This is a genomic window from Planomonospora algeriensis, from assembly GCF_977012225.1.
The window spans coordinates 1-10,219 of the sequence record NZ_CDRNDK010000226.1 but is presented as its reverse complement, the minus strand read 5'-3'; the positions used below and the strand labels follow the sequence as shown (position 1 = coordinate 10,219).

The window sequence follows — 10,219 nt, the reverse complement described above, 5'->3', positions numbered from 1 at the left end:
CCGCCAGGCCCCGGGCCCGGGCCGCCGCCGCGACGGCCCGCTCGTCCCAGCCGCCGGGCAGCTCGGCGAACAGGTGCAGCCCCGCGGAGACGCCCCACACGGTGATCTCGGGGAGGTGCTCGGCCAGGGCCCGCACGAGGGCGTCCCGCCGGGCCCGGTACTCCCGGCGCATCCGCCGCAGGTGCCGGTCGTAGGCCCCGGTCCGCAGGAGGTCCGCCAGCACGTGCTGCTCCAGCACCGGGGAGCCCATGTCCTGCTCCGCCCGCGCCCGCCGTACCGCCCCGGCGATGTGCGGCGGGGCCACCACCCAGCCGAGCCGGAGCCCCGGGGCCAGGGACTTGCTGACGCTCCCGGCGAGGACCACCCGGGCGGGGGCGAGTCCCTGCAGGCAGCCCACCGGGTCGCGGTCGAACCGGAACTCCGCGTCGTAGTCGTCCTCCAGGACCACCGCGCCCGTCGCCGCGGCCCACTCGGTCAGCTCCGCGCGGCGGCGCGGGGAGAGCACCACCCCGGTCGGGTAGTGGTGGGCCGGGGTGAGCAGCACCGCCCGGACCTCCGCCGCGGCCAGCGCCGCCACGTCGATGCCCTCCTCGTCGGCCGGTACGGCGACCAGGTCGGCGCCCGCGGCCCGCAGCAGCGGCAGCTGGCGCAGGCCGGTCGGGTCCTCCACCGCGAGCCGTACGCCCCGGTCCCGGTCCACCGGGCGCGCCGCCGCGCCGGTGAACCAGCCGAGGTCGCGGCCGGGGCGCTCCCCGGGGAAGCGTCCGGCCAGCACCTGGACGGTGAGGCTGAGCCCCTGGGCGACCCCGCCCACGATCACCAGGTCGTCCGGGGTCGCGTCGGCCCCCCTGACCCGGCGCAGGTAGGCGGCCAGTTCCTCGCGCAGCTCCGGGACGCCGCCGGGATCGCCGTAGTCCAGGGCTCCGGCGGGGAGGGCTGCGAGCACCCGCCTGGTCGCGGCCAGCCACCGCTCCCGGGGGAAGGTCCTCAGGTCGGGAGAGGTCGGACGGCGCCCGTAGTCGCACTCGTGCACCGGCGCCCCCGGATCCGCGGGTCCCGGATCGTCCGCGGAGTCGGGTGCGCGGCCCGCGGCGGGCGCCACCCGCGTCCCGGCTCCGACCCTCGCGACCAGGAACCCCTCGGCCACCAGCTGCTCGTACGCCTCGACCACGACACCCCGCGACAGCCCGAGGTCCCTGGCCAGCTCCCGGCTCGCCGGCAGCCGCGCCCCGGCGGCCAGCCTGCCCTGCCGTACGGCTTCGCGCAGCTCGCGGGTGATCTGCCCGGCGATCCCGCCCGCGGCCCGGTCGACGCTCAGATGGAGATCGGCCAATTGGTCCTCTGTCCTGCTCGGTGATTGGACTGAACGGGGAAACCATTGCCTCCTAGCATTCCGGGCATGAGCGACGCTGTCACCACCCGCGCGGCCCGGTTCCGCGGTCCCGTCCAGGCAGCCGGGGCGATGTTCCTGGTCGGCACCCTGGCCGGAGTCTCCGGGCTGATCGAGGACTATCCGATCTACGGCGGCCAGGCGCTGCGCTACCTGCTGGCCGCGGCGATCCTGCTGGCCGCCGTCCGGCTGTCGGGCCTGCGGTTCGTCCGGCCGTCGCCTCGCGAGGCCGTCCTGCTGGCCGCCCTCGCCCTCACCGGGCTGGCGGTCTTCAACGTCTGCGTGATCGAGGCCACCCGGCACGGGGGTCCCGCGCTGGTCGGCACCGTGCTCGGCACCGTCCCGCTGGCGCTCGCCCTGATCGGCGGGCGGCCGTCCGCCCGGATGCTGGGGGCGGCGGCGGTCGTGGTGGCCGGGGCCACCGTGGCCACCGGCCTGGGCAGCGGCGAACCGGCCGGGCTGCTGTGGTCGCTGGGCGCCCTGGCCTGCGAGGTCTGCTTCTCGGTGCTGGCCATCCCCTTGCTGCCCCGGCTGGGCGCGCTGCGGGTCTCGGCCTACTCCTCCGCGCTCGCCGTACCGCTGCTGGGGGTGATCGGGCTGCTGTCCGACGGGGCCGCGGCGCTGCGCGCGCCGACCGCCGCCGAGGCGGCGGGCCTGGGCTACCAGGCGGTCGTCGTCACCGCCGTGGCGTTCTTCCTCTGGTACGACGCGCTACCCCGGCTCGGCGCGGCCAAGGCCGGGCTGTTCGCCGGGCTGATCCCGGTCGGCGCGATGACCACGGGCGCGATACTCGGTCTCGGCGCGCCGTCCGCCGCCGACCTGGCCGGGGCCGCGCTGGTCATCGCCGGGATCGCCGTCGGGCTCACGGCCGGATCAGGGCGAACGGCCAGGTCCGATCACACGGCCAAATCCGGACACACAGCCGAATCCCGACATGCGACCGAGGGCGGACATGCAACCGGATCCGGGCAAACCACCGAATCCGGGCAGGAGGAAGCCGTCCCCTGCCGACCGGGGACCGCGGTCACCGTGGCGGACCGGGCCTGACCCGCGAGGGATCGCATGGCGCCCGCCGGCGTCGGCGGCGCTCAGCGGCCGCCGGAAGGCGCCTGGCCGCCGGTGGCGGCGTCAGATCGGAAGGCGCCCGGCCGTCAGCGGCGGCCGGAAGGCGCCTGGCCGTCAGTGGTGCAGCGGACGCTGGTTCTTGTTCTCCTCGGCGACCATGTGGAGCACGATGGTGAGCAGCGACCCCACGAGTCCGCCGATGATGAGCACGCCGATGACGAAGAGTACATATGAGCCGATTTCCATGATTTCCCCCGAGATGCCGGATATTGAGTACATACGGCCTCATATCCATTCTCGGTCGGCCGCCCTCGCCGTACGGGCAAGGGACGTCACGGACACCGCATGTTCCCGTCAAGGGCGTTTCGCCCGGACGGACGCCGAACACGGGACCACCGGGCACGGGACCACCGAACGCGGGGCCACCGGGCGCGGGGAGGAGCGCCCGGATCCGGCCCGCCGTCCTCAGCGGTGGACGATCGGCCACTCCTGGTCCCGGACGCCCAGTTCGTGCAGTACGAGCCCGATCAGCGGCACGAGCAGCCCGGCGAGCACCAGCAGGCCGAATCCCAGCATCATGATCTGGCTGGCTTCCATGGTTTCCCCCTCGGTGGAGCGGAGCGGATGCGTTCACCCATTCCTCCGTCGCCCCCCGGGCAAGCGGACGTCCCGGTCGCGCCACGGTTCGCCCAAGAAGCGGCGGCACCCCGACGGAACTCCGCGGGCCGTACGGCGGGCGCCTTCCGGAACGCCCCGCGGGAGGCCGTACCCTCTAGCAGGAACCGGCGAGAACCGGCAGAAGGCCCCCGGCACGGAGGATCGAAGACGATGCCCGAGTTCGACTACACCGACCTGCTCCCCCTGGGAACGGACGAGACGGAGTACCGCCTGGTCAGCAGCGAGGGGGTGCGCGTAGTCGAGGCCGCGGGCCGCAGGTTCCTGGAGGTCGACCCCGAGGCGCTGCGGCTGCTCACCGAGACCGCGATCCACGACATCTCGCACTACCTGCGGTCGTCGCACCTCGCCCAGCTCCGCAAGATCATCAACGATCCCGAGTCCAGCGGCAACGACCGCTTCGTCGCCCTCGACCTGCTCAAGAACGCCTCCATCTCGGCCGGCGGCGTGCTCCCGATGTGCCAGGACACCGGCACCGCCATCGTGATGGGCAAGCGCGGCCGGCACGTGCTGACCGACGGCGCCGACGCCGAGCACATCTCCCGCGGCGTCTACGACGCCTACACCCGGCTGAACCTGCGCTACTCCCAGATGGCCCCGCTCACCATGTGGGAGGAGAAGAACACCGGCTCCAACCTGCCCGCCCAGATCGAGCTGTACGCCGAGGACCCGAACGGCCACCCGGACGAGTACAAGCTGCTGTTCATGGCCAAGGGCGGCGGCAGCGCCAACAAGTCGTTCCTGTACCAGGAGACCAAGGCCGTCCTCAACGAGAAGCGCATGCTGGCCTTCCTGGAGGAGAAGATCCGCTCCCTGGGCACGGCCGCCTGCCCGCCGTACCACCTGGCGATCGTGGTGGGCGGCACCTCCGCCGAGTACGCGCTGAAGACGGCGAAGTACGCCAGCGCCCGCTACCTGGACTCGATCCCCACCGAAGGCTCACCCAGCGGGCACGGCTTCCGCGACACCGAACTGGAGGCCAAGGTCTTCGAGCTCACCCAGAAGCTCGGCATCGGCGCCCAGTTCGGCGGCAAGTACTTCTGCCACGACGTGCGGGTGATCCGCCTGCCCCGGCACGGCGCCTCCTGCCCGGTGGCCATCGCGGTCTCCTGCAGCGCCGACCGCCAGGCCCTGGCGAAGATCACCCCTGAGGGGGTCTTCCTGGAGCGGCTGGAGACCGACCCGGCCCGCTTCCTGCCGGACACCACCGACGAGCAGCTCTCCGACGACGTGGTGAAGATCGACCTCAACCGGCCGATGGCGGAGATCCTCGCCGAGCTGACGAAGTACCCGGTCAAGACCCGGCTCTCGCTGACCGGCCCGCTGGTCGTCGCCCGCGACATCGCGCACGCCAAGATCGGCGAGCTGCTCGACGCGGGCGGTGAGATGCCGCAGTACCTGAAGGACCACGCCGTCTACTACGCCGGCCCCGCCAAGACCCCCGAGGGCTACGCCTCCGGCTCCTTCGGCCCGACCACCGCCGGGCGGATGGACTCCTACGTCGAGCGCTTCCAGGCCGCCGGCGGCTCCATGGTGATGCTCGCCAAGGGCAACCGGTCCAAGCAGGTCACCGAGGCCTGCCAGAAGTACGGCGGCTTCTACCTGGGCTCCATCGGCGGCCCGGCGGCCCGCCTGGCCCAGGACTGCATCAGGAAGGTCGAGGTCCTGGAGTACCCGGAGCTCGGCATGGAGGCCGTCTGGAAGATCGAGGTCGAGGACTTCCCCGCCTTCATCGTCGTCGACGACAAGGGCGAGGACTTCTTCGTGGACCGCACCGGACCGGCCCTGTCCATCGGCCGCCGGAGCTGACCGCTCCCCGCCCGCGGCCCGGAGAGCCGACCGCGGGCCGCCCTGCGGCCCGGGGAGCGGATCCCCGGGCCGCGGCCGCCTTGCGAAAATAAGAAGACCGGTCTACTTTTTCCCCATGGGCCAGAAAGGCGAGGAGACGCGCGGCCGGCTGCTGGACGCGACGCGGGACCTCATCGAGACCGGCGGCTACTTCGGCACGGGGCTGAACCAGGTGGTCGCCGCGAGCGGGGCGCCGCGCGGCTCGCTCTACTTCCACTTCCCCGGCGGCAAGGACCAACTGGTGGCGGAGTCCGTACGGCGCGCCGGGCGGGAGATCGGCGAGGCGCTGCGCGAGCTGGCGGAGAGCGCGCCCGACGCCGAGGGCCTGGTCGCCGCGGTGATCCGGCTGCTGGGCGACCGGCTGGAGGAGTCCGGCTGGCGCAAGGGCTGCCCGGTGGCGACCGTGGCACTGGAGACGGCGGCCACCAGCGACCCCCTCCACCGGGTCTGCTCCGACGCCTACGGCTCCTGGGAGGACGCGCTCCGCCTGCGCCTGGCCGCCGACGGCCATCCCGAGCCGGACGACACCGCGGTCGCCGTCCTCGCCCTGGTCGAGGGCGCACTGCTGCTGGCCCGGGCGCACCGGAGCCGGGATCCGCTGGACCGCGTCACCCGCCGGATCACCGCGCTGCTGCGGTCCTAGGCGGCGCCAGGCGGCGCACAAGACGCCGCCTCGGAGGCCCGTTCCGGCGGGCCCTCGTTCCGTTCAAAAAATATGTAGACCGATCTATATCCAGGAGTGATCGCATGACCCCCGACTCCCTCGTCCTCGGCGCCACCGGATTCATCGGCCGCTCCCTGGTGGCCGAGCTGCTCCGCCAGGGGCGGGCGGTCGCCGCCGCCGTGCGCGGATCCGGGGACCGGCTGACCTCCTGGCTCGCCGGGCAGGGGGTGGAGGCCTCCCGGCTGACCGTCGTCACCTGCGACGTCACCGTGCCCGGTCTCGGCCTGCGGGCGGACGGCGGGCTGGAGGGGGTGCGCGACGTCTACAACGCCGCCGCCCGGTTCGCCTTCGGGCTGACCGTGCAGGAGGCGCGGTCGGCCAACGTCACCGGCGCGCTCAACGCGGCCGACTGGGCCGCCGCCCGCCCCGGCCTGCGCCGCCTGGTCCACGTCAGCGGCTACCGGGTGAGCGGCGGGAGCCCCGACTACCGGCGCGAGGGGCCCTACGAGGCCTCCAAGAAGGAGGGCGACGCGGCGGTGCGCGCCCGGGCCTCCGAGCTCGGCCTCCCGCTGACGGTGGTCAACCCCGCCACCGTGATCGGCCCCGGCCAGTTCATCGGCCTCGCCTCGCTCGTCCGGGACCTCTGGCACCGGCGGCTGCCCGTCCTCCCCGGCGGGCCCGGCGTCTTCGTCCCCGTGGTGGACGTCGGCTACCTGGTCCGGTTCATGGCCGCCCTGCCCGGGCACCCGGAGACCGCGGGCAGGTCGTACTGGGTGCTCGACGACGAGACGCCCGAGCTCCGGGAGCTGGTCGCGCTGCTCGCGGCCCACCTGGGCGTGCCCGCGCCGCGGTGGTCGGTCCCCGTCGGGCTGGTGCGGCGGCTGCCCCGAGCGCTCACCGGAGTCGACCCGGAGACGCTCTCGTTCCTCTCGAAGGACCGCTACGACACCGCTCCGGCCCTGGCCTTCGCGGAGCGGATCGGGCTGCGCATGCCGCCGGTCGGCCAGGCCCTCCGCCGCTGGGCCGACGACCTGGTCGCCGCGCGCTTCGGGGACGGGCCCGCGGACCCGGGCTTCGGGACCGCCGCGCGGAGGGCCGGGTAACGGGCCGGCCACCCGGAGGGGCACCGGTGCGCCCGGCACTCGCACGCATCACGAGCCGGTGTACAGCCGGGTCAGATCGACGAGCTCGACGTCGGAGCGGGCCGCGGCGATTCGGATGAGGTCAGGGGTGAAGCCGCGCGGGCGAACAGCAGCAGCTTGGGCGACACGCCGACCCGGGCGCTGGGCAGGAGGCCGCGCAGGTGCTCCAGCCGCTGCAGTTGGGAGGCGTCCATGGGCGCGGCGGTCCCCTTGGCCTCGCCGATCGCGGTGACCCGGTCCGCGGCGAATGATGTGCTCTCCGTCACCACGATGTCGAGTTCGTGGCCCTGCCGGTGCTCTCGGCAGGCGATCTCCGTGGGCCGCACGGTCGTCGCGGTCCCGCCGAGGGTCTCCGGATCGGCGTGGTCGAAGCACCATTCCCGGGCCAGGTCCTCGAAGTGCGGGCCGTAGATCTTCGCCACGACGGTGTCCGCGTTCGCGGCCCAGACCCGGCTCGCCCTGCCCGCGACCAGCTCAGGTTCGTGACGCTGGATGAGCAGTTGGTGGAGGCGGACCACCGGCTCCGCGATGCGGAACACGCTGCGTTTCTCCCGGAGCGCGTCGTCGACCTGCTCCACCAGACCGATGTCCCGTAGGCCGGAGAGCAGGTGGGCCAGGGCGGTGCTCGGACGGCCGAGCGCCACGGCGATCTCCGAACGCCGGTGGTTGCCCGCGCTGAGCGCGGCCAGGATCGCGGCGTAGGAGGTCGGGTCCATGATCGAGGGCTCCTCGCGCAGCAGCAGCCCTCCCTCGCGGAACATCGCGGAGGCCGGGTTGAGCAGACGGCGCTGGACCCATCGGTCGAAGCCCTCCGTGCTCGTCGGTCCTGCCCCCCCGGACATCTCCAGATATGCAGGGGTCCCACCGACCAGGGCGTTCAGCCGGAATGCCAGTTCCGGGTCGTGGGCCACTCCCCAGAACGCGGCCGCGTCGCGGAAGCGGAACGGTCTGACGACGAGTTCCATGGTGGCCCGCCCGCGAAGCGGCGCGCCTCCGCCGAGAAGCTGCGCCATGGTCGTGAGGGCACTGCCGCAGAGGATCATCCGCGTCCGCGTGTGCTCCTTCGCATGGCCCAGCGGACTCAGCGCGGCCTGCAGGTAGGAGGGCAGAGCCGGGGAGGTGGAGACCAGATAGGGGAACTCGTCGATGATGACCGGGACCGCGTGTTCCTCCCCCAGCCGGAGCAGCTCGTCCAGCGCGTCTCGCCAGGTGCCGAACGCGACAGGTCGGCGGAGCCCTCGGAAGGCGGCGTAGGCGGCGCCGAGGTCGGCGAGGTTCTGAGTCTCACTCTGCTGAGTGGCCGCGAAGAGGAATCCCTCGCTCTGCCTGGCGAGCAACTCCAGCATGAGCGTCTTGCCCTGCCTCCGGCGGCCGTAGACCAGCCCCAGTGTCGCCCCCTCTCTGGGGGAGGAGACGAAATCCGAGAGCTCCTCCCATTCGGCCTCCCGGCTGAACAGGCGGTCAGGCTTATCGATCATTCGGCCTCCTGAGGCATGACATGGTTATTATAGGTACAACAATTATAGCTAGCCCTATAATAAATGGCATCCATCTCCGGCCGTCCCGCCCGGCGGACCCCGGCGCGCTCGGCCATGAAGCGCAGCGGGTTGGCCGACGCGATCACGGTGTAGCCGCGGCGCTGGAGCCGCTCGATCACGCCGTTCCAGCTGGAGGCGTCGGCGAACGCGCCGTGCACGAGCACGAGCACGATGGTCGGCTTGGCCGCACTCGGGATCTCGGCCTCGGCGGAGGCGGCGGTGAGCGCGGGGCGGATCGGGACCGCCCGCCTTCAATCACGGGAGATCAAATCGCACGCGATCTGGTTGCCACCGTTCTTTTCCACCTACACTCTGTCCATGGACTCGGACGCGAACCACCGCAGGGCGGACGCCTCACGGGACGACGACTCCGGGCCGCTGACCGCGATGCTCTGCTTCGACCTGTACGCCGCCTCACGGAGCGTCACCTCCGTCTACCGCCCCCTGCTCGACCCCCTCGGCCTGACCTATCCGCAGTACCTCGTGATGGCCGTGCTGTGGCGGCACGAGGAGAGCACGGTCCGCGCGATCGTCGACGAGCTGCGACTCGACTACAACACCGTCTCCCCCCTGCTCAAGCGGCTGGAGGCGAACGGCCTGCTGGAACGGCGCCGCCGGGCCGACGACGAGCGCTCCGTGGCCGTCACCCTCACCGAGGAGGGGCGGGCCCTGCGGGAGCGGACCGGGCACATCCCGGACGCCATCGGCACGGCCATGGGCATCGACGGCGAGACCGTCACCCGGCTCCAGGGCGTCCTGCGCGCCATCGCCGAATCCGCCGCCGCGTACGCGGCACACGCCACCACCGGTACGGCCCGCACGGCGCGCTGACCCCGCCGCCCCGCCCTCCGCAGGACCCCGCGCCTCGGGGTGTGCGCGCGATCCCGGCGGGCATCGAAACGGTCACCGTACGTGTCCCGACAATCACTTGAGAGAGAATCTGACCGCAATGGACAAGAACTTTCGGCCATGTCTCTACTGGTCGCACTACGCAAATCGGTAAGCTGCCCATCATGCGTGCGCCGTCCGGATACCTTCTTGCCGCGCGCTACCGGCTTGCGGAGCCGGTCGGGCGCGGCGGCATGGGCACCGTTTGGCGAGCGCACGACGAGCTGCTCGGCCGCGAGGTGGCGGTCAAGGAGGTGCGGCTGCCGCTGGTCCTCGACGAGGAGCTGCGGGCCGAGCTGTGCGCGAGGACCGAGCGCGAGGGGCGGGCGACCGCGATGGTCGCGCACCCCTCGGTGATCACGGTCTTCGACGTCGTCACCGAGGACGAGCGCCCCTGGATCGTCATGGAACTGCTCAGAGCCAGGTCCCTGGAGCAGCTGGTCCAGCAGGAGGGGCCGCTGCCGCCGCGCCAGGCCGCCGAGATCGGGCGGCAGGTGCTGGGCGCGCTGCGCGCCGTGCACGCCAAGGGCATCCTGCACCGCGACGTGAAGCCCAGCAACGTCCTGGTGACCGACGAGCGGGCGGTCCTCACCGACTTCGGCCTGGCCGCGCTGGAGGGCGAGGTCTCGATCACCCAGGCGGGCATCGTGCTCGGCTCCGCCGGTTACATCGCGCCGGAGCGGGTGCTGGGCTCCAAGGCGAGCCCGGCCGCCGACCTGTGGTCCCTGGGCGCGACCCTCTACACCGCGGTCGAGGGCCGGGGCCTGCACGGGCGGCGCACGGCCGCCGCCGCGCTGGCCGCGCTGACCAGCGGCGAGCCGATCCCGATGGAGAAGGCGGGCCCGCTCGCCCCGGTGCTCCGCGGTCTGCTCACGATCGACCCCGCCACCCGACTCGACCCGGTCCGCGCCTCGTTGATGCTGGCCCGGGTGGCGGCCGGCGGGATCGCCGAGGAGCCCCTCGGCCGTCCCGCGGGCAAGCCCGGGCGGCCCGTCCCGGCGATCGCCGT

11 protein-coding genes are annotated in these 10,219 nt (G+C 72.9%); 6 read left to right on the top strand and 5 right to left on the bottom strand.

The features are described 5' to 3' along the window. Positions 1-1,333 (bottom strand): aminotransferase-like domain-containing protein (locus ACWJ6R_RS21685; RefSeq protein WP_449063990.1); only part of this gene is annotated, 1,333 nt, incomplete at its 3' end. Between the two features lie 66 nt (positions 1,334-1,399). Here ACWJ6R_RS21685 and ACWJ6R_RS21680 point away from each other — a divergent pair. Further along, positions 1,400-2,437, top strand: coding sequence for a DMT family transporter (locus tag ACWJ6R_RS21680; protein WP_449063989.1), 1,038 nt, complete (start codon positions 1,400-1,402; stop codon positions 2,435-2,437). Between the two features lie 132 nt (positions 2,438-2,569). Here the strand turns inward: ACWJ6R_RS21680 and ACWJ6R_RS21675 are convergent, their stop codons facing one another. Both ACWJ6R_RS21675 and ACWJ6R_RS21670 read right to left on the bottom strand, forming a co-directional pair. Continuing rightward, complete coding sequence (locus tag ACWJ6R_RS21675; RefSeq protein WP_449063988.1) at positions 2,570-2,701, bottom strand: hypothetical protein; 132 nt, start codon at positions 2,699-2,701, stop codon at positions 2,570-2,572. 219 nt (positions 2,702-2,920) lie between these two features. Then, complete coding sequence (locus ACWJ6R_RS21670) at positions 2,921-3,052, bottom strand: hypothetical protein (protein WP_449063987.1); 132 nt, start codon at positions 3,050-3,052, stop codon at positions 2,921-2,923. Positions 3,053-3,283: 231 nt separating this feature from the next. Between ACWJ6R_RS21670 and ACWJ6R_RS21665 the strand changes: the two genes are divergently transcribed. From ACWJ6R_RS21665 to ACWJ6R_RS21655, 3 genes are all read left to right on the top strand, one after another. Next, positions 3,284-4,939: a fumarate hydratase gene (locus ACWJ6R_RS21665; RefSeq protein ID WP_449063986.1), complete on the top strand. Its 1,656-nt coding sequence runs from the start codon at positions 3,284-3,286 to the stop codon at positions 4,937-4,939. Positions 4,940-5,054: 115 nt separating this feature from the next. Further along, on the top strand, positions 5,055-5,621 hold the full coding sequence (locus tag ACWJ6R_RS21660; protein WP_449063985.1) for a TetR/AcrR family transcriptional regulator: 567 nt from the start codon (positions 5,055-5,057) through the stop codon (positions 5,619-5,621). Positions 5,622-5,725: 104 nt separating this feature from the next. Beyond that, positions 5,726-6,745: an SDR family oxidoreductase gene (locus tag ACWJ6R_RS21655; RefSeq protein WP_449063984.1), complete on the top strand. Its 1,020-nt coding sequence runs from the start codon at positions 5,726-5,728 to the stop codon at positions 6,743-6,745. Positions 6,746-6,816: 71 nt separating this feature from the next. Here the strand turns inward: ACWJ6R_RS21655 and ACWJ6R_RS21650 are convergent, their stop codons facing one another. Further along, positions 6,817-8,262 carry an AAA family ATPase gene (locus tag ACWJ6R_RS21650; RefSeq protein ID WP_449063983.1) on the bottom strand — a complete coding sequence of 482 codons (1,446 nt, stop codon included), beginning with the start codon at positions 8,260-8,262 and terminating at the stop codon, positions 6,817-6,819. Then, positions 8,259-8,492 (bottom strand): hypothetical protein, encoded by a 234-nt coding sequence (locus ACWJ6R_RS21645; protein ID WP_449063982.1) that lies wholly within the window; start codon positions 8,490-8,492, stop codon positions 8,259-8,261. Before ACWJ6R_RS21645 ends, ACWJ6R_RS21650 begins: the two co-directional genes overlap by 4 nt. 148 nt (positions 8,493-8,640) lie before the next feature. On the opposite strand from ACWJ6R_RS21645, the gene ACWJ6R_RS21640 reads away from it, so the two are divergent. Next, positions 8,641-9,153: a MarR family winged helix-turn-helix transcriptional regulator gene (locus ACWJ6R_RS21640; RefSeq protein ID WP_449063981.1), complete on the top strand. Its 513-nt coding sequence runs from the start codon at positions 8,641-8,643 to the stop codon at positions 9,151-9,153. Between the two features lie 182 nt (positions 9,154-9,335). Further along, a partial coding sequence (locus ACWJ6R_RS21635) for a serine/threonine-protein kinase (RefSeq protein WP_449063980.1) occupies positions 9,336-10,219 on the top strand: 884 nt, incomplete at its 3' end.

Coding starts and splice junctions, on each gene's coding strand:
- ACWJ6R_RS21680 (WP_449063989.1), top strand. CDS start 1,400: ATGAGCGACGCTGTCACCACCCGCGCGGCCCGGTTCCGCGGTCCCGTC.
- ACWJ6R_RS21675 (WP_449063988.1), bottom strand. CDS start 2,701: ATGGAAATCGGCTCATATGTACTCTTCGTCATCGGCGTGCTCATCATC.
- ACWJ6R_RS21670 (WP_449063987.1), bottom strand. CDS start 3,052: ATGGAAGCCAGCCAGATCATGATGCTGGGATTCGGCCTGCTGGTGCTC.
- ACWJ6R_RS21665 (WP_449063986.1), top strand. CDS start 3,284: ATGCCCGAGTTCGACTACACCGACCTGCTCCCCCTGGGAACGGACGAG.
- ACWJ6R_RS21660 (WP_449063985.1), top strand. CDS start 5,055: ATGGGCCAGAAAGGCGAGGAGACGCGCGGCCGGCTGCTGGACGCGACG.
- ACWJ6R_RS21655 (WP_449063984.1), top strand. CDS start 5,726: ATGACCCCCGACTCCCTCGTCCTCGGCGCCACCGGATTCATCGGCCGC.
- ACWJ6R_RS21650 (WP_449063983.1), bottom strand. CDS start 8,262: ATGATCGATAAGCCTGACCGCCTGTTCAGCCGGGAGGCCGAATGGGAG.
- ACWJ6R_RS21640 (WP_449063981.1), top strand. CDS start 8,641: ATGGACTCGGACGCGAACCACCGCAGGGCGGACGCCTCACGGGACGAC.